Here is a 21195-nt window from a genome sequence, read left to right as displayed (position 1 = left end):
GATGGGCCGCGGCCGCTTTGGGAGCCTGACGCCATGTCCCGCAGCTACGGACAATATTGCCCCCTGTCGCTCGCCCTCGAGGTGCTCGGCGAGCGCTGGACCCTTCTGGTCGTCAGCCGGCTGATCGATGGCTGCCGGCGCTTCAACGAGATCCATCGCGGCGTGCCGCGCATGTCGGCCTCGCTGCTGTCCCAGCGCCTCGCCCAGCTGGAGCACGCCGGGCTGCTCGAGCGAAAGGGCAAGGAATACCTCCTGACCGAGGCCGGCCGGGCCCTGGAGCCGATCATCATGGACCTCGCGGTCTGGGGCCAGCACTGGGCGCGCGACATGACCACCGAGGACCTCGACCCGGGCTTTCTGGTCTGGTCCATGCACACCCGGCTCAACACCGAGGCCATGCCACCGGGCCGGACGGTCATGGAGTTCGAGTTCACCGGCGCGCCGCCGGACTGCCGCCGCTTCTGGCTGGTCAACGACGACGGGGTGGTGGAGATGTGCCTCAAGCATCCCGGCTACGAGGTCGACCTCAAGGTCATGTCGGACCTGCGCCGCTTCATCGAAGCCTGGCGCGGGCTGCGCTCCCTGCGCGGAGAGATCGCGGCGGGCCACATCCGGGTCGAGGGTCCCTCCGACAAGGTCCGCGCCTTTCCCGATTGGCTGCTCCTGAGCATGCTGTCCTCTTACGAGCGGCGCCGGCCCGGGCCCGAGCATGAGCTGGCGGCGGCGGCCAAGGCGGAGGACGCCTAGCCCGGCGCCGGCGGCGAGACCGGGTCGCCTTCCTCTGCCGGAGCTCGCAGTTCCGCTTCCTAGCCGATCTCCAGAGCCTGAAATCGCTCCGGCATTATTCAACTAATACGGGTATGTCTGGGGCCTCGCGGCGCCGCTCCGCGACGTCCGCCGCGGTGGCCCGCCCGCGGGTCTCGCTGGTGACTCCGACACGGCCCGGCGACGGCATCTCGCCTCTGAACGCGGCGCCTGCGCCATGACCCGGCGGCTCGGATCCGACGCCCTCAAGGCCCCGGGCCCGGACCCTGCAAGATCGAACGGCGGTCCAAGGCGGCAGGGCCTGGTCCAATTCGCATGCGCTCCACGGAGCGGTCGGCGCCGCCACCGGCGCCTGCGATGCCGCCGTCTCCGGGGGGCGGTCAGGCCCGGATCGGGCCGAGCCCACAACCGCCGTCCGCGACCAAGAGGGCCGATCTCGGGTAGGGCCCCGGCCGCGGCCGGGGCCACCATTCGACCGCCGCGCGGGGGGTCCCGGCGGCGGCCAAGGCCGTTGAGTTCACGTGACGTCTCAACTCCACGCCTCCGCACCCCCGAATGAGAGCACGTGACGAAACATCCTCGTATCTGTTGTATAAGATCACCGTGTATCTTTCTGTAATTCATTTATGATTCGAATAATGAAGATTACCCGATTCTTCAGGGTACCAACTGATGTACCAGGTAAAACGGGGCGACTTCAGAGGAATTCGGACCCGGCAGCGCTCGTCAGGGGCGCCGCGTCGGCGCCTCCGGTGCCGTCGGTCCGGCGATCGCGCGGACCCGCTCGCCCCAGGCTTCGAGCGCGGCGCGCATGTCCTCGAAGGCGCTGCGGTCGTCCCCCAACTCGACCCCGCCGACCGTCGCGCGGGCGGCCCGGTCGAGGATATTGCGGACCACCGGCGCCGGGGTGCCGAGGCGGACCATGCCGGCCGCCGCGGTGCGCCGCAGGTCCTCCGTGCGCCAGTCGGCGACGCCGGACAGGTGGCTCGCCCGCTGGGCCGCCTTGGAGAAGCCCGAGGCGTGGCGGTCGGGTCGGCCGCGGGCCGGGAAGACGTAGGCGCTCGGGGTGCGCGGCACCGAGGTGGCGATCTCCAGCGCGAAGGTCGAGAGCGGGATCTCGTGGCCGCTGCCCGGCCGTCCGGAGGCTTCGGGGACGGTCCAGATCTGCTGCGCGAAGCCGATATCCGCGAGGCGCAGACTCGCCACCTGGTTGCGCCGCTGGCCGGTCAGCAGCAGCAGCTTGAACAGCGGCCCGAAGGGCCAGGCCATGTTGTCCCAGGCCCGCCAGAGGGCGGCGACCTCGGCTTCTTCGAGCACCCGGCGGCGGCGCGCCTCGCGCCCCGGTGGGGCCACGCCGACCACCGGCGTGGCCGGCACCATGTCGACCTCGACCCCCCAGGCGAACATCTTGCGCAGCAGCGCGAGGCGCCGGTTGGCGGCATAGGGATGGCCGCGGGCGCAGACTCGCTCGACCATCTCGATCACGTCGCGGCGGCGGATGTCGTCGAGCGCCCGCGGCCCCCAGGCGGGCAGCAGGTCGGCCTCGATCATCCGGGCGTCGGCCCGCCAGGTCCGCTTCTCGCGCTTGGCGTAGCGCTCGATGTAGGCCTCGGCGAAGCGTGCGAAGGTCAGCGCGCCGCTGCGCAGGGTCGCGCGCTGGGCCGCCGGGTCGTTGCCCTTGGCGACCTCCTTGAGGGTGGTGCGGGCCGCGTCGCGGGCGATCTTGAGAGGCAGGGCCGGGAAGCTGCCCAGGGTCAGGCGCCGCTTGCGGCCCGCGATGCGATACATGACCTGCCAGGAGCGCTGACCCGCCGGGGTGACGCGCAGGCCGAAGCCCGGCAGCTCAGCGTCCCAAAGCTCGAGCCGGCCGCTGGCCGGCGGTTCCGCCTCCGCGACGATGGCGTCCGTGAGTGCCTTGCTTGGCACCGGTGTCCTCCCTGGCCGATTCGCGCCGCCTCAAGTCGGCGCCCCACGACGCGGGCTGTCAAGCGAGGCGGCCTCCGGCACCGCCGTCTCAAGCTTCGACGGAGTGCCCCTTTTCGACCAACATCGGCCAGGCGGCTCGGCAGGCCTCGCTAAAGACCCTAAGGTGCCCGATCTCGCGCACCCCGATGCTCTGCGGCGTGATCTCGCGATAGCTGGTCCGCGCCGCCGGATAGAACTCGGCGAGCCGCCCGACGGTGGCGGGCGTGATCATCACGTCGTCGGTGATCGCGACCAGGGAAAGCTCCGCCGTCACGGAGGTGAGGTCGGGTTCCGGCATGGCCTTGCCCCAGTCCGGCCGACTGAAGCGCCGCGAGGTGCACCAGCGGCGCCATTGCCAGTAGACCCCGGCGGGCAGGTCGGTGCCGACTCCGGCGACCCGGCCCGGCAGGTAGCCGCAGAGCTTGGCCAGCACGGGCCCGCCGAGGAACCAGAACCAGAAGACCATCGGCAGGAAGCTCAAGGGATGGCGCAGGAAATGGGCCGGGCCGGCGGCCACGGCGATCACCCGCGCGACCCGCTTCGCCCGGGCATGCCAGGGCACGCAAAGGCCGCCCAGGGAATGCCCGACGACCCAGATCGGCAGCGCCGGGTAGCGCGCACAGAGGAAATCGAGCGCGGCGGACTGATCGTGCACGCCCCAGTCCGCCATGGTCGCCCGGGAGGCCTTCACCGGCCCGCGGGCGGAGGCGCCCAGGTCCCGGTAGTCGTAGGTCAGGACCGCGGCCTGCCGGCTCTCCGCCAGCCAGGCCGCGAACTTGGCATAGTAGGCCTGGGTCACGCCGGTCGCCGCGTGGAGCACGACGGCGACTCGCGGCTCGGCCCCCGGGCCGAAGAGCCGGCCTTCCAGGACCGCCTCCGCGCCGGGAATCGAGACGGGCTGGCTCCGCGCTGGCGGGCTCTCGGGCATGCCGGCGCGCTTACAACGTGGTCAGGTCCGGCAGTTCGTCCTTGTCGAGCCAGGCCTCGACCTTGGGCAGGGGGTACTTCAGGCCGGTCGCGCAGTTGAACAGGACGGCCGTCTCGCCCGGCTTGACCCGGCCGTCGGCCAGCGCCGTCTTGTAGGCGGCGTAGGTCGCCGCACCCTCGGGGCAGAGCAGCAGGCCTTCGACCGCCGCGACCTCTTCCAGGGCGCTTCGGATCGCCTCGTCGGTCACGGCGATGGCGAAGCCGCCGCTTTCCCGCACCGCCCGCAGGATCAGGAAATCGCCGACCGCGATCGGCACCCGGATGCCGGCGGCGTAGGTCTGGGCGTCCTCCCAGAGGGGCGCGTGCTCCTCGCCGGCCTCGTAAGCCTTGACGATGGGCGCGCAGCCGGTCGCCTGCACCGCCACCATGCGCGGCCGCTTGGCGCCGATCCAGCCGATGGCCTCCAGCTCGGCGAAGGCCTTCCACATGCCGATCAGGCCGGTGCCGCCGCCGGTCGGATAGAAGATGACGTCTGGCAGCTCCCAGCCCAGCTGCTCGGCCAGCTCCAGGCCCATGGTCTTCTTGCCCTCGATCCGGTAGGGCTCCTTCAGGGTCGAGACGTCGAACCAGCCGACGCTCTCCTTGCCGGCGCCGACGATCTTGCCGCAGTCGTTGATCAGGCCATTGACCTTGTAGACCTTGGCACCTTGCAGCTTGATCTCCGAGACGTTGATCTCCGGCGTGTCGTCCGGGCAGAAGATCGTGGTCCGTAGGCCGGCCTGGCTGGCGTAAGCGGCCATGGCGGCGCCGGCGTTGCCGTTGGTCGGCATGGCCAGGTGCTCAAGGCCCAGCTCCTTGGCCATGGACACGGCGAGGGCCAGGCCGCGGGCCTTGAAGGAGCCGGTCGGCAGGCGGCCTTCGTCCTTGACGATGATCTCGCCGTCGCTCAGCCGCGACAGGGGGATCATCGGCGTGACCACCTCGCCCAGGCTGACCACGTTGGCGGCCTTGCGGACCGGCAGGAACTCGCGGTAGCGCCAGAAGCCGGTCCGGCGCGCGGCCAGGGCCGCCTTGGAGACGACCTTGCCCAGCGCCTCGAGGTCGTAGCGCACCAGCAGCGGCCGGCCGACCTCCGAGAGGCCCTGGACCTTGTCGGCCTCGTAGCGCTGCCCGGTCATCGAGCATTCCAGGTGGGTGACGAAGCTGGGCAGCTCCTGGGTCAGGGCGGGATCGAGCATCTTTCGGTCTTTCCTTTTCGCTTGGGGGCCTTTTCGCTTGGGGTGTCGGTCACCTTCCGGGCGGGGCCGAGCTTTCCCGGACGATCAGCTCGGTCTCCAGCTCTTGCGGTCCGGTCTGGCGGCCGGCAAGGCGGTCGAGCAGGTAGGCGGCGGTCAGCTCGGCCATTTCGGCGCGCGGGGTGCGCAGGGTGGTCAGCGCCGGCACGACGCAGGACGCCAGGTCGGTATCGTCGAAGCCGGTGATCGAGACGTCCTCGGGGACCTTCAGGCCCAGGCGCCGCGCCTCGAAGATCGCGCCGATCGCGAAGATGTCGGAGCCGCAGAGCACCGCGGTCGGCGGATCGGGCTGCTGCGTCAGCCGACCGAAGGCCTTGCCGCCCTCTCTAATGTCGAAGGGGCTCTCGACCAGGTAACGGTCCGGCAGCTCGCAGCCGCGCGCGGCGAGGGCGGTGCGCACGCCGCGGATCCGGGCGCCGACCCGGTCGTTGCCGTCGGCCGGGCCCGAGATCATGCCGATCCGGCGGTGGCCGATGTCCAGCAGGTAGTTGGCGACCGCGCCAGCGGCGGTGGCGTTGCAAAAGCCGATCTGCGGCTGCGCATAGCCCGGATCCCAGGCCCAGGTCAGGACGAAGGGAATGGCCTTACGCTCCAGAAGCTCGAAGACCGCCGGGTCGTGGCTGGTGCCGATCAGGACCAGGCCGTCGATGCCGTTCGAGACCAGGCTGGAGACCTGCTGGTGCTCCGTTGCGGGATCGTAGTCCGAGGAGGAGACCACCAGGGTGTAGCCCTCGGCATGGAGGCGGCGCTGCAGCGGGGCGATGAAGCTGCCGAAGAGCAGGCTGTTCAGGCGCGGGAAGAGGGCGCCGATGGTCATCGAGCGCTTCGAGGCCAGGGCCCGGGCGGCGCCGTGGGGGACGTAGCCGAGCTCGGCGATCGCGGTCCGGATCCTCAGGCGCCGGTCCTCACGCACCATCTCCGGACGGTTGATGCAGCGCGAGACCGTGGCCGGGGAGACGCCGGCGGCGCGCGCCACGTCCTCCATGGTCGGCGCCTTTGAGCCAACCATCGCGATTGCGCTTTCATTGTCCTTCGGCGCGATGTCGTTCTTGGCTTCCAAACCTGCCTCCGGTCGGATCATAGGACTGAAGCGTCTTTCCGACAAGGCGACCCATCACGAAGCGGAGAGACGGCCGCAGAAGAGCAACTTGACTTGCCCAACAGCGCATGGTTTCATGAAAGCGCTTTCAAGAGCAACGGCTTTCGTGGCAAGCGAAGGCCCGAGCCGCGGCGCACCGAATGATCCCGACGTGGTGCGAACCGGCGGCCGAATGGGGAGCTACCACGAGACCATGACCGTTACCCATCTGAAGTCTGCGCTGAAGACTCCCGCCGCCGGCGACGCGGAAACGACGAAGATCGTCTCCGCGCTGCTCCAGGAAATCGAATCCGGCGGCGAGGCTGCGACCCGGGCCGTCGCCGAGCGCCTGGACGGCTGGACCGACGACATCCTGGTGAGCGAGGACGCGCTGCGCCAGGCGGAGGCCGGCCTGCCGGAATCGGTCAAGGAGGACATCCGTTTCGCCCGCCAGCGGGTCGGCGACTTCGCCCGGCGCCAGCGGGACTCGATGCAGGAGTTCGAGGTCACCCTGGTCGACGGCCTGATCGCCGGGCAGCGCCTGATCCCCGTGACCACCGCCGGCTGCTACGTGCCCGGCGGTCGCTACGCCCACGCCGCCTCGGCGATCATGAGCGTCTGCACGGCCAAGGTCGCCGGGGTCCAGAACGTCATCGCTGCCTCGCCGGCGCAGAAGGGCCGGGGCATCCATCCGGCGATCCTCTACGCCATGAAGGCCTCGGGCGCCGACCACATCCTGGCCCTGGGCGGGGTCCAGGGAATCGCCGCCCTGGCCTACGGGCATTTCACCGGCCATCCGGCCGACATCATCGTCGGCCCCGGCAACCGCTTCGTCGCCGAGGCCAAGCGGCTGCTCTTCGGGCGCATCGGCATCGACGTCATCGCCGGCCCGACCGAATCCATGGTCGCCGCCGACGACACCGCCGATCCGGAGATCGTCGCCGCCGACCTCACCGGTCAAGCCGAGCACGGGCCGGATTCTCCGGTCTGGCTGGTCACCAGCAGCCGCGAGCTGGCCGAGCAGGTGATCCAGATCATGCCGCGCGTGATCGCCGCCCTGCCGGAGGTCGCCCGGAACGCGGCAGAAGCGGCCTGGCGCGACTTCGGCGAGGTCATCCTGGCGGAGACCCGGGAGGAGATGGCCCAGGTCTGCGACCGCTACGCGCCGGAGCACCTGCAGGTCCAGGCCCGCGACCTGGACTGGTGGCTGGGCCGGCTGCGCAACTACGGCTCGCTGTTCCTGGGCGAGGAGACCACCGTGGCCTTCGGCGACAAGTGCTCCGGGCCGAATCACATCCTGCCGACCCGCGGCGCCGGCCGCTATTCCGGCGGCCTCAACGCCGGCAAGTTCATCAAGTCCCTGACCTATCAGCGCATGACCCGGGACGCGACCCGGGCGGTGGCGCCAGTGGCGGCGCGGATCTCGCGCCTGGAGGGCATGGAGGGCCACGCCGTGACCGGCGACGTCCGGCTCGCCAAGTACTTCCCGGGCGAACACTTCGACCTCCAGGTCGAAGGAAGCGACTGATGGCCGAGGCCGCGCCCGTCGCAGCGCCGTCCGAGCGCACGGTCTTCACCAAGGACCTCAGCGCCCCGGACCCGGTGCCGGAGGCGGGGATCGAGGCGGCCAACAAGCTGCTGCGCGACGGCCGGCTGTTCCGCTACGGCGAGGACCGCAACGGCCTGCCCGAGGCCGCGCTCTTCGAGGAGGAGTTCGCCGCCTGGCTCGGGCGCCGCTACGCCGTGGCGGTCAACTCCGGCGGTGGCGCGCTCTTCCTGGCGCTCAAGGCGGCAGGGGTCGCCCCGGGCGCCAAGGTCCTGGTCAACGCCTTCACCCTGGCGCCGGTGCCGGGCGCCGTCGCCCACGCCGGCGCGCAGCCTGTCCTGGTCGAGGTCGACGGCAACTACCACATCGACCTCGAGGATCTGGACCGAAAGGCGGCGGACTCGGGTGCCCGCATCCTGCTGCTGTCCTACATGCGCGGGCACATCCCCGACATGGACCGCCTGATGGAGGTCTGCCGCCGTCGCGACCTCGTGCTGATCGAGGACTGCGCCCACACCATGGGCGCGCGCTGGGACGGTCGGCTCAGCGGCACCTTCGGCCAGGTCACCTGCTTCAGCAGCCAGACCTTCAAGCACATCAACTCGGGCGAAGGCGGGATCCTGGTGACCGACGACCCGGACATCGCGGCCAAGGCGATCCTGCACTCCGGCAGCTACATGCTCTACGCCCAGCACCGCGCCCGGCCGCCGCTGGAGGTCTTCGAGCGCCACAAGTACGACACCCCGAACTTCTCGATGCGGATGTCGAGCCTCGCGGCGGCGCTGCTGCGGCCGCAGCTGGCCGAGCTGGACGTGCGGATCGCGGCCTGGCGGCGCAGCTACCGGCAGCTGGAAGGGCTCCTAAACCGGATCGATCACATCGTCGTTCCAGCACGTTCGCCGAAGGAAGAGTTCGTGCCCAGCTCCCTGCAGTTCAGCCTCACCGGGCTCACCGACGGCGAGATCCTGGCCTTCCTGGCGGACTGCGACCGCCACGGCGTGCACGTCAAGTGGTTCGGCCGCGCCGAGCCGCTCGGCTTCACCTCGTCGCACCGGCACTGGCGCTACCTGGCCGAGCCCCAGGACCTGCCGCGCTCCGAGACCGTCCTGGGCGGCCTCTGCGACCTGCGCCTGCCGTCCAGCCTGACCGAGGCGGACTGCGAAGTCCTGGCAGCGGTCCTGCAGGAGTCCATGGCGCAGCTTGCCGAGGCGGGTCTGGCGCCGTGAGGCGAAGGGCGCTGGTACGGGCTTCGCGGTCGCGCTGGTCCTACCGCCAGACCGGTGCCGTGCTAGGCTTGAATGGGAGAGGCAAGGCGTAAAGCCGAAGGGAGGCGTCAAGACAATGGAAAGCGACGTCATCGAGCTGCGTGGGGTCTGGAAGATTTTCGGTGACCGCGCCCAGGAGGCGCTGGCCGCGATCCGCAGCGAGAACCTGAGCAAGGCCGAGATCCTGGAGCGCTTTGACTGCGTGGTCGGCGTCGTCGACGCCAGCTTCAACGTCCATCGCGGCGAGATCTTCTGCGTCATGGGGCTGTCGGGCAGCGGCAAGTCGACCCTGGTCCGGCACATCAACCGGCTGCTGGAGCCGACCGCCGGCGAGATCCTGATCAACGGCCAGGACGTCATGGCCAAGAACGAGGAGGAGCTGCGCCTCCTGCGGGCCGAGAAGATCGGCATGGTCTTCCAGAACATCGCCCTGCTGCCGCACCGCACTGTCCGCGACAACGTCGCCCTGCCGCTCGAGGTCCAGGGCATGAGCAAGATGGAGCGCTGGGACGTCGCCGAGAAGTGCCTCGAGATCGTCGAGCTCAACGGCTGGGAGGACAAGTTCGCCCACGAACTCTCCGGCGGCATGCAGCAGCGGGTCGGCCTGGCCCGCGCGATCGCGGCGGACCCCGACATCCTGCTGATGGACGAGCCCTTCAGCGCGCTGGATCCCCTGATCCGCCGCCAGCTCCAGGACCAGTTCATGGACCTGTCCCAGCGCCTCAAGAAGACCACGGTCTTTATCACCCACGACCTGGACGAGGCGATCCGCATCGGCGACCGCATCGCGATCATGAAGGACGGGGTGATCGTCCAGATCGGCACGCCAGAAAAGATCGTGACCGAGCCGGCCGACGACTACGTCGCCGACTTCGTGGCCGGAATCTCGCGACTCAAGCTGGTCTTCGCGCATTCGATCATGGAGCCGATCGAGGCCTACAAGGCCAACGGCCACAACAGCCTGGACGGCGCGCCGCGAGTCACCGAGGACACCGACCTTGACCACCTGATCGACGTCGCGGTGGAGACCGAGGGGCCGATGGTGGTGATCGACGGCGACAAGAAGGAGATCGGGGTCATCACCAAGGCCGACCTTCTCCACGGCATCCAGGGCGGAAAGGGGTAAGCGAGATGGCAACGGAAGTCAGTCTGTCGAGCGTGAGCGCCCCGGAGACCGAGGCGGCGCAAAGCGCGGCGACCAAGGGCGATGCCCTGATCGCCGAGTTCGTGGTCCAGAACCCCGAGCACTACATCAAGGCCTTCAACAAGATCGGCGCGACCCAGGGCTACGTCTTCACCTTCAACCTCTGGGCCGCGATCCTCGGCCCGCTCTGGGCCGGCGCGCGCAGCCTCTGGGGCCTGTTCTGGCTCTTCGCCCTGGCCGAGCTCTTCGCCATCGTGCAGCTCGGCCGCGGCCTCTGGGGCGATCTCGGCGCCGACAAGATGGCGCAGGCCGAGAAGCTCATGACCCGGGCAGGCGAACGCCAGGAGGCGGCGATCGAGGCGATCAAGAACGCCGCGACCAACGCCGAGGCCCTGCAGAAGAGCGCGGAGACTCTCGGGCGCGCGGCTGAGAACGCGATGCTGGCGGCCGAGGCGGCCGTGGCCCAGGGACCCAAGCTCACCATGATCGGCCTGGTGCTCCTGGTCCTGGTCAAGGCGATCCAGGGCATGACCGCCGACTGGGCGCTGGAGCGGCGCTTCGTCCACTGGCGCGCCGACCGTTCGCTCAAGGCAGGGATCAGCCAGGGCGGCTTCATCGGCGCGGCCCTGCTGGCCTACATCGCCATCTACCCAATGACCATCTACCGCTTCACGGTGGCGAAGCCAGCCCAGTTCTTCACGGACTTTTTCGCAGTCTTTCCGTCCAACCGGGACTTCCGGGTCTCGGTCGCGACCGAGCTCGACAAGGGCTTCGATTTCGTGACCATCAACGGCGAGGCGCTCTTCGATTCCATCGTCTTCGCCATCCGGGTGCTGCTCGACGGGCTTGAGGTCATGCTGGTCTCGACGCCCTGGCCGGTGGTCATGGCGGTCATCGTGGTGCTGGCCTGGCGCCTGGCCGGCCCGCGGGTCGCGATCTTCACCGTGGCGGCCCTGGCCTACCTGGCCTTTCTCGGCTTCTGGGAGAAGTCCATGGCGACGGTCGCGCTGCTCGGCGCGGCGGCCTTCATCTGCATCGCCATCGGCATCCCGATCGGGATCTGGTGCGCTAAGAGCAAGTCGGCCTTCGCCGTGGTCCGGCCGATCCTGGACTTCATGCAGACCATGCCGGCCTTCGTCTACCTGATCCCGGTCATCGCCTTCTTCGGCACCGGCAAGCCGCCGGGCATCCTGGCGACGCTGATCTTCGGCATGCCGCCGGTGATCCGCCTGACCGTGCTCGGCCTGCGCGGCGTCCCGTCGCATGTCCGAGAGGCGGCCATGGCCTTCGGGGCGAACAAGCGCTTCCTGCTGTTCAAGGTCGACCTGCCGCTGGCCCTGCCGTCGATCATGACCGGCATCAACCAGACCATCCTGATGTGCCTGTCCATGGTCGTGATCGCCTCGCTAATCGGCGCCAAAGGCCTGGGCGAGGACGTCCTGGAGGCGCTGCAGTACGCGGCCGAGGGACAGGGCATGCTGGCCGGCTTCGCGATCCTGTTCTGCGCCATGATCCTGGACCGCATCGTCCAGGGGCGCAGCGGGCCGGCTTGAGGCGCAACCCGAAGTCAGAACCAGAAGCGATATGAAGCAAGGAGGCTCCTAGATGTTGAAACACGTCACACGTTTCGCTGCCGCGGCGATAGCCGTCGCGGGCTTTTCGGCCGCCGCGGCGGCCCAGGACAAGGTCACCATCGGCGTGCCGAACTGGCCCTCGGTGAACATCACCGCCAACGTCATCAAGGTCATCGCCGAGGAGAACTTCGGCACCGAGGTCGAGCTGGTGCCCGGCACCAACGCGGTGGTCTTCAAGGCCATGGACCGGGCCAAGGGCGACATCGACGTGCATCCCGAAGTCTGGATGCCGAACCAGGAGAACCTGACCAAGGAATACGTCGAGACCAAGAAGTCGGTCGTCATGAGCGACCAGCCCTACGCGGCCGTTCAGGGCGTCTGCGTGACCAAGCAGACCGCGGACGAGCACGGCATCACCTCGGTCACCCAGCTGGTCAACCCCGACGTCTCCGCGCTCTTCGATTCCAACGGCGACGGCAAGGGCGAGCTCTGGGTCGGCGCCCCGGGCTGGGCCTCGACCAACGTCGAGAAGGTCAAGGCGCGCGGCTACGGCTACGACCAGTTCTTCGAGCTGACCACGATCGAGGAGACCCTGGTCCTGGCGCAGCTCGACGACGCGGTGACCAAGAAGCGGCCCTTCGTCTTCTTCTGCTACGGCCCGCACCACATGTTCCAGCTCCACGAGCTGGTGCAGCTGGAAGAGCCGGCCTACGACGCCTCCCGCTGGACCATGGTGCAGCCGACCGACGATCCGGACTGGTTCAACAAGTCCAGCATCGACGTCGCCTGGCCGCCGACGAAGGTGCACATCGCCTACTCCAAGTCCCTGGAGACGCGCGCGCCCGAGGTGGCCGCGCTGCTGGGCAACATCCAGATGAACTCCGCGCTGGTCAGCGCCTGGACCTATGCCCTGGTGGTCGACAAGGAAGAGCCCGCCGAATACGCCAAGAAGTGGGTGTCGGAGAACACCGAGATCGTGAACAAGTGGCTCGGCCTCTGAGGGCCTGACGGTCAACTTGCCGAACTGCGGGGGCGCTGTCTGCAGCGCCCCCAGCCTTTCCTCGATCCGCTCGAGGTCCGGCTGGTCAAGCACGACACCCCTCGGGGTGCGAGATTGGAACGGGGCCCATGCTGAAGAAGATCCTGGTGGCGATCGACGGCTCGCAGCCGTCCCAGCGCGCCCTCGACATGGGCGCGCAGATCGCCGAGAAGTTCGATGCCGTCCTGGTCCTGATCTACGTGATCCGGGACATGCAGTTGCCCGAAAGCCTGCGCCAGATGGCGGAGGTCGAGCTGGTGCAGGAATCCCGCCTCACCACTTTGCAGAAGATCGGCCAGACGATCCTGGCCGAGGCCGCGGCGCGGGCCAAGAAGCAGGGCGCGAAGGACGTGCGCAACGAAGTCAGGCCCGGCGATCCCGCCGGCGCCATCCTGCGCTACGTCGCCGAGAACGGAGTCGACCTCATCGTCCTGGGCTCGCGCGGCCTGGGCGACATGGAAAGCATGTTGCTGGGCAGCGTTTCGCGCAAGGTCAGCAACCTGGCCAAGGTCGGCTGCCTGACCGTGCGCTGAGCCCGGGAGGCGGAGATGTCCGAGGCGCCCGGGCGGCTCCGTAGCTGGGGCATCGACAGCGAGTACGGCACCCTGCGCAACGTCCTCCTGGGGCGTCCTGACTTCTACCGCTGGGAGGACGCCGGCCCGATCGCCCGGCGGACCCTTCAGAACGCCGAGCAGCTTGGCGTGAGCTTCGATCTGCAGCTGGCCCAGGCCCAGCACGCCCAGATGGTGCGCTGCTACGAGGACGCCGGGGTCGCCTGCCACTATCTGGACGCGGACGAGGTCCTGCACCGCAACTTCTTCGCCCGTGACTCCAGCTTCATGACGCCCTTCGGCCCGGTGATCTGCCACATGCAGCTCAAGAGCCGGCGCGCAGACTACGTGACCGCCATCAAGTTCTATCAGGACCACGGCGTCCCGATCTTCCGGATGGTCACCGCCGGCCACTTCGAAGGCGGCGACTTCGTCATCATCGAGCCGGGCGTCGCCCTGATCGGCTACAGCACCCAGCGCTCCGAGCGGGCCGGCGCCGAGCAGGTCGCCGGCTGGATGCGCGAAGAGGGCTGGGAGGCCCAGGTCGCGCCGATCCCGGACCATTTCATCCACATGGACGCCCTGATCTCCATGGTCGCACCGAAGCTCGCCGTCGCCTGCACGGAGGCCCTTGAGCCCTGGCTGCTCGACTGGCTGCGTGCCAAGGAGATCGAGTTCATCGAGGTCGGCTACGCCGACTGCGCGCGCAACCTGGCGGTCAACCTGGTCGCCCTCGGCGAGGGCCGCGTGCTCTCCATGGCCAGCAGTCCCGAGGTCAACCGCCGCCTGGAGGCATGCGGCTTCCAGGTCTATGCGCCGGACATGTCGATGTTCACCCTGGGCGGCGGCGGCGTGCATTGCCTGAGCCAGTCGCTTTGCCGCGATTCGGCGGCGCTCTGATGTCCTGTCTTGGAAACTGCACCAGATGGGGGACGCTCGGGTTCCGGCCGTGCCGCTAGCATTCACCGTTGCCGGACGGCGAGGACATGGCGGGCCTCAGGACGGTGGCTCTTGCCCCGCACAACAAAGGTCTGGATTTGGGGACGACGACACCCGAGCAGTGTTGAAAGTCGTGATGGCCACTAACCGGCCCCGTGAAGGTCGGAGCGGCTTCTCTCCCACGCGACGTACTGAGCGATCGTTTGGTCGCCGGACTCCAGGGCGCGATATCCGCCCTGACACGAAACGGAACCGTGCCAGCAAGAGCCTGACGCCTCGGGCCGTTTTGGCCTAGCCCCCGCACGACTTCAATCAATCTGGGAATGGGGGGCATTCCAATGAAAAGTAGTGGCGATCAATCCAAGCGGACACAGCTTCGTCCGGAAGACGATGACCTGAGGCCGGATGCGGCAGGCGAGACCGAAACGCACGTCGACGGCAGCAAGCGACAGTTCTTGTCCAGCGCCGGGCGTGTGGCCGGCGCTGCGGCGGCGGCAGGGGTCGTCGGCGTGCCGGCTGTCTCCGCACTGCCGGGGGCGGAGGCGGAGGCGGCGCACTTTGGCTCCGACGGCCTCTGGGTCAAGGACGGGCGGCGGCGGCGCAACCTGTCCTTTGCGATCCGGGTCAAGGCGGCGGCCGAGGAACGCAGGCGGCGGGTCCTGGACCATCCGACCAACGGGGACGAAGAACGCTATTGGGGGAGCTTCATCGGCAACTTCTCCAAGACGCTGCCGCACCTCGACAACGGCGAAGTGGAACCCGCGGCCTACATCGCGCTCTTGAACGCGATGGAGAGCGGCCGCTTCGAGGACTTCGAGGCCGTGCCCGCCGGGGGCTTCTTTCCCCTGGCCAACCCGATGGGTGGCCTGGCCTTCACCATTGAAGGGCCCGACTCGGCGGCGATCGCGGTCGAAGCACCGCCGGCCCTGGCCAGCGCGGAGTTCGCGGCCCAGCTCGCCGAGCTCTACTGGATGGCCTGTCTGCGGAACGTGCCCTTCTCGCAGTATGGCAGCCATCCGCTGGCAATTGCGGCCCGCGAGGATCTAGCGTCCATGGTCGGCTACACCGGGCCGAGAACAGGCGGAGCCGTGAGCGCGCAGGACCTCTTCCGCTACGACTATCCCGGCGCCCGAACCGGGCCGATGGTCTCGCAGTTCCTCTATCGAACTTTCGACTACGACGGCATCACCGTGGAACCGAAGATCAATGAGCCGGACCCGGGCCAGGACTTCATGACCGACTTCCCGAGCTGGCTCGCCGTTCAGCGCGGGCTGGGCGGCTTCGGCGGCATTCCGACGAACGGCAACACGGTCTTTCCGAGGACGGCCCGGGATCTCGGCAAGATCGCCGGCAGCGACACCATCAACTCGGTGTTCTTCAGGGCCGCCAAGGTGTTCGGATTCCTCGGGCCGACCGATCCCGGGAATCCCTATGGCGGCTTCGGCGGCCGGCAGTTCGCCTTCGCCACCTTCGGCCTTGGCCATCTGGTGGAGCTGATCGGCAAGGTCCACAAGTCGGAGCGGCACGCCTGGTTCACCAAGTGGTGCGTGACCCGCTTCCTGCGGCCCGAGGCGGCCGGCGGCCGGGTGCATCAGCACAAGACGCTCAACGCCAGCTATCCGCTGCATCCGGATATCCTCGAGTCGCCGGCGCTCGACTGCATCTTCGACGACTTCGGCAGCTACCTGCTGCCGCAGATGTTCCTGAGCGGCGGCCCGCCACACCCCTCCTTCACGGCGGGGCATGCGATCACGGCGGGTGCCTGCGTCACCGTGCTCAAGGCCTGGTTCGACGAGGACGCCGCCTGGCCCTTCCCGCCGGTCGAGCCGAGCGACGACGGCCAGGGACTTCAGCCCTACCTGGGCGGCGGTCTCACGGTCGGCGGCGAGCTCAACAAGCTGGCCCACAACCTCTCCGCCGGGCGCGACATGTCCGGCGTCCACTGGCGGGCTGACGACATCGAGGGCAACAAGCAGGGCGAGGAGCTTGCGATCCGCCTGCTGCGGGAGGAGAAGGCGATCTTCCCCGAGCCCTTCGATGGCTTCACCTTGACCAAGTTCGACGGTGAGACCATCACGATCTGAATCGACCGGCGCGGGCGGGCTCCGACCGGCGGCCTGTCGAATCACAGGCCATGCAGCCGCGGTTGGCTGCGGGTCGGGCCCGCTCGGTTCCGCTTCGTCCGAAGTGATGCGGGCCTTACCTCGGCCCGCATCCCGGAGGTAAAGGGGCACCAGGAAAACCGGGGCGTGACGACCATTGCGCTTGCGGGGCGGCGGTGGCGGGCATTGTCCAGGCCCGTCGCTTTGCCGCGATTTGGCAGGGGCCGATTGGTATAACGTGATTGCGGCGAGGTGGTGCGAAAAGAGGGCCCGGCGGCATGACCGGAGAGGAAAGGCAGCGCCGAGGGCGCGCGCGAGAAACCAAACTGGCCGAGCGTCGCCGCCGGGACGGCGGCGGCCCGGCGCCGGTCGCACCGGGTCTGGTCGGCGGCCGCTACCTGCCGCTCTCGGACCGGGACCTCGCGCGCATTCACGGTGCCGCCTTGGAGGTCCTGGAACGGGTCGGCATGGCGGATGCCACGCCGGCACTCCGAGACCTGGCCCTGGTCCGGGGCGCTCGGGTCAACGAAAAGGATCGGCTCTGCTTCCCCAGGAGCCTGGTCGAGGACACCGTCGCCGGCGCCGCGCACGGCCTGACTCTGCACGCCCGCAATCCGGACAAGGACCTGGAGGTCTCGGGCCGGCGGGTGCACTTCGGCACCGGCGGCGCCGCGGTCAAGGTCCTGGATCCCGCCGACGGTCGCTACCGAGACGCCAGCCTGACCGACCTCTACGACTTCGCGCGCCTGGTCGACCGCCTGGACAACGTCCATTGGTTCACCCGTTGCGTCATCGCGACCGAGATTTCGGATTCGCTCGAGCTCGATCTCAACACCGCCTACGCCTGCCTCGCCGGCACCGACAAGCACCTCGGCACCGCCATCACCGAAGCCGGGAACGTTGCCCCGATGATCGCCCTTTTTGACAAAGCCTTGGGCGGCGAGGGCGCTTTCGCCCGGCGGCCGATCTGCAAGCTGCACTCCAGCCCCATCGTGCCGCCCCTGCGCTACGGCGCCGAGGCCTGCGACACCATCTTCGAGGCGGTCCGCCACGGCATGCCGATCAACGCCATCACCGCCGGCCAGTCGGGGGCGACCGCGCCGGCGGCCCTGGCCGGGACTCTGGTCCAGACCGTGGCCGAGACCCTGGCGGCGCTGCTGCTGGTCAACCTGATCCGTCCCGGCCATCCCTTCATCTTCAGCAACTGGCCGATGGTCTCGGACCTGCGCACCGGTGCCTTTTCCGGCGGCGGCGGAGAGGAGGCCATCCTCAACGCCGCCGCCGCCCAGATCGCCAACTTCTACGACCTGCCGAGCGGGGTGGCCGCCGGCATGGCGGATTCCAAGATCCCGGACGAGCAGGCCGGCTACGAGAAGGCCCTGACCACCGCGCTCGCTGGGCTGGCCGGCGCCAACCTGGTCTATGAATCCTCCGGTATGCTGGCGAGCCTGCTCGGCTGTTCCTTCGAATCCTTCGTCCTGGACGACGAGATGCTTGGCTTCGTGCTGCGCGCCGTACGCGGGATCGAGGTGACCGAAGAGACGCTGGCGGTCGAGACCATCGCTGAAGCCGCGGCCGGTCCCGGCCACTTCCTGGGCAGCAGCCAGACCCTGGCGCTGATGGAGAAGGAGTACGTCTACCCGCGCCTCGGCGACCGCAGCACGCCCGAGGACTGGCAGCAGCGCGGCGGCAGCGACATCCGCGCACGGGCGCTGGCGCGGGTCCGCGAGATCCTGGCCGAGCACTATCCCGCCCACATCGACCCGGCGCTCGACGAGGAGATCCGCGCGCGCTTTCCGATCCGCCTTCCAGAGGCGGCCATGTCCCCTGAGGGAAGCCACTGGTGACGCCGGCGCTTCGGTCCTGCGCGCGCCGGGGTCAGGGTTTTCCCTCGGTTTCGCCGGCCGAAGCGCCGCCATTCGACCTTCGGCCTTGCCCGGCCGAAGGAGAAGGTGAGATCCTGGCCAATCCCAAAGGGTAGAACGACAACGCTTTCCGCCAACCCGACCTCCGGCAGCCTTCCGGGCGATCGGGATCAACAACAGCAAGCAAGCAGCAGGGAGGAATCATGAGACGCATCCTGGGAGTTATTCTGAGCGCCGGCCTGGCCGTCGCCGCCTTCGTGGCCGTGGCGCAGGCGGCCGACGAGGAAGTCACCATCGGCTATCAGCTGGTCTACAACCCCTGGAAGGTCGGCATCGTCGACGGGACGATCGAGCAGGCCACCGGCTACAAGATCAATTGGAAGAAGTTCGATTCGGGCGCCAAGGTGATCAACGCCATGGCCTCCGGCGACGTGCAGATCGCCATGGCCGGCTCCAGCCCGATCGCCGCGGGGGTCAGCCGCGGACTGCCGATCGAGCTGTTCTGGATCGTCGAGGACATCGCCTCGGCCGAGGCCCTGGTCGTCCGCGACGGCTCGGGGATCACCGCGCCGCAGGACCTCAAGGGCAAGAAGCTCGGCGTGCCCTTCGTCTCGACCACCCACTTCCACACCCTCTTCGCCCTCGAGCAGTTCGGCATCGATCCCAAGGAAGTGCGGGTCCTGAACATGCAGCCGAACAACATCGCCGCCGCTTGGGAACGCGGCGACATCGACGCGGCCTTCATCTGGGATCCGGCGCTGGGCCGGATCAAGAAGTCCGGCAAGGTCCTGATCACCTCCGGCCAGCTCAGCGCCTGGGGCAAGGCGACCTTCGACGGCATGGTCTCCGACAAGGACTGGGCGGCGGCCAACCCCGACTTCATGGTCGACCTGGTCAAGGCCCTCGCGGCCGCCGATGAGGCCTATCGCGGCAATCCCGCGGCCTGGGGTCCGGACTCCGAGCCGGTCAAGAAGATCGTCAAGCTGATCGGCGGTGAGCCCGCGGACGTGCCCGGCGTCCTCGCGCTCTACGACTTCCCGACCCTGGAGGCACAAGCCTCGAGCCGCTGGCTTGGCGGCGGTGCCGAGGGCGGCGCGGCGCGTGCGCTGCAGTTCACCTCCGAGTTCCTCAAGGCCGAGAAGAAGGTCGACGCCGTCCTGCCCGACTACGGCGCTGTGGTGAACGCGACCTGGGTCAACAAGGCCCTCGGCAAGTAGCGCTCCGCGCGGGAGGGTCCGCGGCCCCGGGCTCCGGGGCGCGGACCCGCCTGCCGTCTCCCTTGGTCCGGTCCTGGCGGTCCGGCCGAAGAAGGGGTCCATCATGGCCGACTTGAAAGTCGATGACGTCACCGTCATCTATCCGACCCGCGGCGGCGGTGAGGTCCACGCCCTGGAGAACGTCAACCTGGCGATCAAGGACGGCGACTTCGTGGTCGCCCTCGGCGCCTCGGGCTGCGGCAAGACCACGCTCTTGAACCTCCTGGCCGGCTTCATCCAGCCGAGCCGCGGCCAGGTCCTGCTGGACGGCAAGCCGGTGACCGGGCCGGGCGCCGACCGTGGCGTGGTCTTCCAGAAGCACGCGCTGCTGCCCTGGCTCAAGGTCCTGCAGAACGTGACCTTCGGCCTCAAGCTGCAGGGCGTGCCCAAGTCCGAGCGGCGCAGCACCGCGCGCAAGTACCTGCAGCTGGTCGGCCTCGAAGGTTTCGAAGGCCATCACATTTACGAGCTTTCCGGCGGCATGCAGCAGCGGGTCGGCTTGGCCCGGGCCCTGACCAGCGACCCGGAGGCCCTGCTGATGGACGAGCCGCTGGGCGCCCTCGACGCCCTGACCCGCGAGACCGTGCAGGAGCTGATCCTCGACGTCTGGCGCGAGACCAACAAGATGGTCTTCTTCATCACCCACAGCGTCGAGGAGGCCCTCTTCATGGCGACCCGCTTGATCGTGATGTCGCCGCGCCCCGGGCGGATCACCCACGAGTACGACCTCGACTTCTGCCACCGCTTCTTCCAAAGCCGGGACGCCCGCGCGGTGAAGTCGAGCCCGGACTTCATCAAGATGCGCGAGACCGTGCTCGGCATCATCCACGGTGACGAGCTCTCCGCGGGAGGCAACCATGGCTGACGCGACCCTGTCCTTCACCGGCCGCATCGCCGGCCTCTTCTCCGCCGGTCCGGTCAAGCCGGGCGACAGCTACGGTGCGCCCGGCTCGGGCCGCAGCCTCGGCATCAGCATCGCGACCACGGTGGCGTTGATCTTCCTCTGGTGGCTGGTCACCCACATGGGCTGGGTCCGACCGCTGTTCCTGCCCTCGCCCGAGGCGGTCATCGGCCGCTTCTTCACCCTCTGGAACGAGGAGTTCGCCGGCGCCACCCTGCTGCAGCACACCTACTGGAGCCTCTACCGGGTCTTTGGCGCCTTCGCCATGGCCTGCGCCCTGGCGATCCCGGTCGGCATCGCCATGGGCGTCAACCGCGTGGCGCGTGGCGTCTTCGATCCGCCGATCGAGTTCTACCGGCCGATCCCGCCCTTGGGCTACCTGCCCCTGACCATCATCTGGCTGGGCATCGGCGACCTGCAGAAGATCGTCCTGATCTTCCTGGCCATGTTCGCGCCCATGGCGCTGAACACCCGCGCCGGGGTGCGCTCGGTCGCGATCGAGCAGATCCACGCCGCCTACTCCATGGGGGCCTCGCGCGCCCAGGTCGTCTTCCACGTCGTCCTCAAGGGCGCCCTGCCCGAGATCCTGACAGGCATGCGTATCGGCATCGGCTTCGGCTGGACCACACTGGTCGCCGCCGAGATGGTCGCCGCCGAGGCCGGCCTGGGGCACATGGTGCTGAGCGCGGCGGAGTTCCTGGTGACCGAGGTCGTGGTCATGGGCATCGTCGTCATCGGCGCCATCGCCTACCTCTTCGACCTCTTCATGCGCTACCTGGAGCGGACCCTGGTGCCCTGGAAGGGCCAGGTCTGAGCTTATACCAAGGAGCGCTGATAATGACCCATTTGACCGGGTTTGCTTGTCCGCCCGTCAGGCGCGCTTCGCGCAGCGGTGCGGGGTACCGTAAGCGGAGCGCAACGCAGCGGGCGGTCAAGCAAACCCGGCCTTCGGTGGCGCGCGGCGGCCCGCCGGGTGCGTTGCG

The 21195-nt window shown here is 68.8% G+C and carries 17 protein-coding genes; 13 read left to right on the top strand and 4 right to left on the bottom strand.

The window, feature by feature from the left end; translation table 11 throughout:
- The first annotated feature begins 33 nt into the window (after positions 1–33).
- Entirely contained in the window at positions 34–747 is a 714-nt protein-coding gene (locus tag QNJ30_10820) for a helix-turn-helix domain-containing protein (GenBank protein ID MDJ0943951.1), read from the top strand.
- A gap of 744 nt (positions 748–1491) precedes the next feature.
- Here QNJ30_10820 and QNJ30_10815 read toward each other — a convergent pair.
- The 4 genes from QNJ30_10815 to QNJ30_10800 all read right to left on the bottom strand — a co-directional run bounded on the left by QNJ30_10815 (position 1492) and on the right by QNJ30_10800 (position 6012).
- Positions 1492–2691: an integrase arm-type DNA-binding domain-containing protein gene (locus QNJ30_10815; GenBank protein ID MDJ0943950.1), complete on the bottom strand. Its 1200-nt coding sequence runs from the start codon at positions 2689–2691 to the stop codon at positions 1492–1494.
- 88 nt (positions 2692–2779) lie between these two features.
- On the bottom strand, positions 2780–3658 hold the full coding sequence (locus tag QNJ30_10810; GenBank protein MDJ0943949.1) for an alpha/beta fold hydrolase: 879 nt from the start codon (positions 3656–3658) through the stop codon (positions 2780–2782).
- Between the two features lie 10 nt (positions 3659–3668).
- Positions 3669–4895 (bottom strand): threonine synthase, encoded by a 1227-nt coding sequence (locus tag QNJ30_10805; GenBank protein ID MDJ0943948.1) that lies wholly within the window; start codon positions 4893–4895, stop codon positions 3669–3671.
- A gap of 49 nt (positions 4896–4944) precedes the next feature.
- Positions 4945–6012, bottom strand: coding sequence for a LacI family DNA-binding transcriptional regulator (locus QNJ30_10800; protein MDJ0943947.1), 1068 nt, complete (start codon positions 6010–6012; stop codon positions 4945–4947).
- A gap of 232 nt (positions 6013–6244) precedes the next feature.
- Here QNJ30_10800 and hisD point away from each other — a divergent pair, with 232 nt between their 5' ends.
- From hisD to QNJ30_10740, 12 genes are all read left to right on the top strand, one after another.
- Entirely contained in the window at positions 6245–7558 is a 1314-nt protein-coding gene (gene hisD, locus QNJ30_10795; protein ID MDJ0943946.1) for a histidinol dehydrogenase, read from the top strand.
- Positions 7558–8802: an aminotransferase class I/II-fold pyridoxal phosphate-dependent enzyme gene (locus QNJ30_10790; protein ID MDJ0943945.1), complete on the top strand. Its 1245-nt coding sequence runs from the start codon at positions 7558–7560 to the stop codon at positions 8800–8802. The genes hisD and QNJ30_10790 overlap by 1 nt, the downstream gene beginning before the upstream one ends.
- A gap of 115 nt (positions 8803–8917) precedes the next feature.
- The gene (locus QNJ30_10785) at positions 8918–9967 is read left to right on the top strand and encodes a betaine/proline/choline family ABC transporter ATP-binding protein (GenBank protein ID MDJ0943944.1); all 1050 of its coding nucleotides are present in this window, start codon (positions 8918–8920) and stop codon (positions 9965–9967) included.
- A gap of 5 nt (positions 9968–9972) precedes the next feature.
- On the top strand, positions 9973–11538 hold the full coding sequence (locus tag QNJ30_10780) for a proline/glycine betaine ABC transporter permease (GenBank protein ID MDJ0943943.1): 1566 nt from the start codon (positions 9973–9975) through the stop codon (positions 11536–11538).
- Between the two features lie 52 nt (positions 11539–11590).
- Positions 11591–12559, top strand: coding sequence for a glycine betaine ABC transporter substrate-binding protein (locus QNJ30_10775; protein MDJ0943942.1), 969 nt, complete (start codon positions 11591–11593; stop codon positions 12557–12559).
- A 128-nt stretch (positions 12560–12687) separates the two neighbouring features.
- Positions 12688–13131, top strand: coding sequence for a universal stress protein (locus tag QNJ30_10770; protein MDJ0943941.1), 444 nt, complete (start codon positions 12688–12690; stop codon positions 13129–13131).
- 15 nt (positions 13132–13146) lie between these two features.
- The gene (locus tag QNJ30_10765) at positions 13147–14049 is read left to right on the top strand and encodes an arginine deiminase family protein (protein ID MDJ0943940.1); all 903 of its coding nucleotides are present in this window, start codon (positions 13147–13149) and stop codon (positions 14047–14049) included.
- 377 nt (positions 14050–14426) lie between these two features.
- A complete protein-coding gene (locus QNJ30_10760) occupies positions 14427–16172 on the top strand; it encodes a vanadium-dependent haloperoxidase (GenBank protein ID MDJ0943939.1) in 1746 nt (581 codons plus the stop codon).
- A gap of 296 nt (positions 16173–16468) precedes the next feature.
- Positions 16469–18037 carry a trimethylamine methyltransferase family protein gene (locus QNJ30_10755; protein MDJ0943938.1) on the top strand — a complete coding sequence of 523 codons (1569 nt, stop codon included), beginning with the start codon at positions 16469–16471 and terminating at the stop codon, positions 18035–18037.
- Positions 18038–18258: 221 nt separating this feature from the next.
- Positions 18259–19272 carry a taurine ABC transporter substrate-binding protein gene (tauA, locus tag QNJ30_10750; protein ID MDJ0943937.1) on the top strand — a complete coding sequence of 338 codons (1014 nt, stop codon included), beginning with the start codon at positions 18259–18261 and terminating at the stop codon, positions 19270–19272.
- Positions 19273–19375: 103 nt separating this feature from the next.
- Entirely contained in the window at positions 19376–20176 is an 801-nt protein-coding gene (locus tag QNJ30_10745) for a taurine ABC transporter ATP-binding protein (protein MDJ0943936.1), read from the top strand.
- Positions 20169–21026 (top strand): ABC transporter permease subunit, encoded by an 858-nt coding sequence (locus QNJ30_10740; GenBank protein MDJ0943935.1) that lies wholly within the window; start codon positions 20169–20171, stop codon positions 21024–21026. Before QNJ30_10745 ends, QNJ30_10740 begins: the two co-directional genes overlap by 8 nt.
- Positions 21027–21195 lie beyond the last annotated feature (169 nt).

Source organism: Kiloniellales bacterium (genome assembly GCA_030066685.1).
GTDB lineage: Bacteria > Pseudomonadota > Alphaproteobacteria > Kiloniellales > JAKSBE01 > JAKSBE01.
Note: the sequence above shows the minus strand (reverse complement) of the source record. Positions and strands in the feature narration are given on the sequence as shown.

Excerpts from the sequence above, each read along its gene's own strand:
- QNJ30_10770 (MDJ0943941.1), top strand. The coding sequence starts at position 12,688 with ATGCTGAAGAAGATCCTGGTGGCGATCGACGGCTCGCAGCCGTCCCAG.
- QNJ30_10790 (MDJ0943945.1), top strand. The coding sequence starts at position 7,558 with ATGGCCGAGGCCGCGCCCGTCGCAGCGCCGTCCGAGCGCACGGTCTTC.
- QNJ30_10760 (MDJ0943939.1), top strand. The coding sequence starts at position 14,427 with ATGAAAAGTAGTGGCGATCAATCCAAGCGGACACAGCTTCGTCCGGAA.
- QNJ30_10745 (MDJ0943936.1), top strand. The coding sequence starts at position 19,376 with ATGGCCGACTTGAAAGTCGATGACGTCACCGTCATCTATCCGACCCGC.
- QNJ30_10775 (MDJ0943942.1), top strand. The coding sequence starts at position 11,591 with ATGTTGAAACACGTCACACGTTTCGCTGCCGCGGCGATAGCCGTCGCG.
- hisD (MDJ0943946.1), top strand. The coding sequence starts at position 6,245 with ATGACCGTTACCCATCTGAAGTCTGCGCTGAAGACTCCCGCCGCCGGC.
- QNJ30_10805 (MDJ0943948.1), bottom strand. The coding sequence starts at position 4,895 with ATGCTCGATCCCGCCCTGACCCAGGAGCTGCCCAGCTTCGTCACCCAC.
- QNJ30_10740 (MDJ0943935.1), top strand. The coding sequence starts at position 20,169 with ATGGCTGACGCGACCCTGTCCTTCACCGGCCGCATCGCCGGCCTCTTC.
- tauA (MDJ0943937.1), top strand. The coding sequence starts at position 18,259 with ATGAGACGCATCCTGGGAGTTATTCTGAGCGCCGGCCTGGCCGTCGCC.
- QNJ30_10780 (MDJ0943943.1), top strand. The coding sequence starts at position 9,973 with ATGGCAACGGAAGTCAGTCTGTCGAGCGTGAGCGCCCCGGAGACCGAG.
- QNJ30_10755 (MDJ0943938.1), top strand. The coding sequence starts at position 16,469 with ATGACCGGAGAGGAAAGGCAGCGCCGAGGGCGCGCGCGAGAAACCAAA.
- QNJ30_10820 (MDJ0943951.1), top strand. The coding sequence starts at position 34 with ATGTCCCGCAGCTACGGACAATATTGCCCCCTGTCGCTCGCCCTCGAG.
- QNJ30_10810 (MDJ0943949.1), bottom strand. The coding sequence starts at position 3,658 with ATGCCCGAGAGCCCGCCAGCGCGGAGCCAGCCCGTCTCGATTCCCGGC.
- QNJ30_10765 (MDJ0943940.1), top strand. The coding sequence starts at position 13,147 with ATGTCCGAGGCGCCCGGGCGGCTCCGTAGCTGGGGCATCGACAGCGAG.
- QNJ30_10785 (MDJ0943944.1), top strand. The coding sequence starts at position 8,918 with ATGGAAAGCGACGTCATCGAGCTGCGTGGGGTCTGGAAGATTTTCGGT.